Below are 1,179 nucleotides of genomic sequence, written 5' to 3'. Positions count from 1 at the left end.
ACGTCTACAAAGACGCCGGCAAAGTCGAAGTGACTATCAAGGACGCCACCGGCGGCAACTTCGAGAACCTGGTGCCAAGCACCACGCCAGCGGTGACCGACGTCACCGACACCATCGACACTTCGACCGTTAAGCTGACTGCAACCGAGACTGCGGCTGAAGGCGGCACCGTCACCTACACCGCTACCGTGGGTGCGCCAGTCACCGGTTCACCTGTGGTCGTGACTCTGGCCAACGGCCAGAACATCACCATCGAAGTGGGCAAAACCACCGGCACCGTGACCACCACCGCACCCAACGATGCGCTGAATGGCCATGCACCGTTGACCAACTCGATCACCGGCGTCAGCGGTGGCAACTATGAAGACCTCGTTGCCGATAAAACCCCGGTCAGCACCACCGTCACCGACACCGTCGACACCACCAATCTGACGCTCAGCGCCACCGGCACCGTGGCAGAAGGCGGTTCGATCGTTTACACCGCGACCCTGACCAACCCGGCCGGCACCCCGGTGACCGTGACCTTGAGCAATGGCTCGGTGATCACCATCGAAGCCGGTAAAACCACCGGCACCGTGACCGTCGCAGCACCGGCCGATGACGTTTACAAAGACGCCGGCAAAGTCGAAGTCACTATCAAGGACGCCACCGGCGGCAACTTCGAGAACCTGGTACCAAGCACCGTTCCAGCGGTGACCGACGTCACTGACACCATCGACACCTCGACGGTGAAACTGACCGCCACCGAAACCGCTGCTGAAGGCGGCACCGTCACCTACACCGCGACTGTTGGTGCGCCAGTGACCGGTTCGCCTGTCGTCGTGACCCTGGCCAACGGTCAGAGCATCACCATCGAAGTCGGCAAAACCACCGGCACCGTGACCACCACCGCACCGAACGATGTGCTGGCCGGCCATGCACCGCTGACCAACGCGATCACCAACGTCAGCGGCGGCAACTACGAAAATCTGGTCGCCGACAAAACCCCGGTCAGCACCACCGTGACCGATACCGTCGACACCACCACCGTTTCGCTGACCGCCACCGGCAACGTCAACGAAGGCGGGCAGATCGTCTACACCGCGACGCTGACCAACCCGGCCGGCACCCCGGTGACCGTGACCCTGAGCAACGGTTCGACCATCACCATCGACGCCGGCAAGACCACCGGCACCGTGA

The 1,179-nt window shown here is 62.7% G+C and carries 1 protein-coding gene; it reads left to right on the top strand.

Annotated elements, in window-relative coordinates; all coding sequences use genetic code 11:
• The coding region (locus PMI37_RS27365) for an immunoglobulin-like domain-containing protein (RefSeq protein WP_008087449.1) at positions 1-1,179 on the top strand (1,179 nt) is incomplete at both ends.

This window comes from Pseudomonas sp. GM80, from assembly GCF_000282515.1.
Lineage (GTDB): Bacteria > Pseudomonadota > Gammaproteobacteria > Pseudomonadales > Pseudomonadaceae > Aquipseudomonas.
This window is presented reverse-complemented; position numbering and strand designations above follow the sequence as displayed.